Raw genomic sequence first — 255 nt, 5'->3', positions numbered from 1 at the left:
CATGCGGTTTCAGGATCTATTTCACTCCCCTCCCGGGGTTCTTTTCGCCTTTCCCTCACGGTACTGGTTCACTATCGGTCGATTACGAGTATTTAGCCTTGGAGGATGGTCCCCCCATATTCAGACAAGGTTTCTCGTGCCCCGCCCTACTTTTCTCTAGCTCAGTACCACCAGTCGGTTTTCACATACGGGGCTATCACCCACTATGGCCGGACTTTCCATTCCGTTTTGTTAACCGTCTGACTATCACTAGAA

1 rRNA gene is annotated in these 255 nt (G+C 50.6%); it reads right to left on the bottom strand.

The features are described 5' to 3' along the window. A 23S ribosomal RNA gene (locus KW830_RS21160) occupies positions 1-255 on the bottom strand; the annotation flags it as partial.

Origin of the sequence: Comamonas sp. CMM03 (assembly GCF_019218715.1) — a bacterium.
Taxonomy (GTDB): Bacteria; Pseudomonadota; Gammaproteobacteria; order Burkholderiales; family Burkholderiaceae_C; genus Comamonas; species Comamonas terrigena.
Note: the sequence above shows the minus strand (reverse complement) of the source record. Positions and strands in the feature narration are given on the sequence as shown.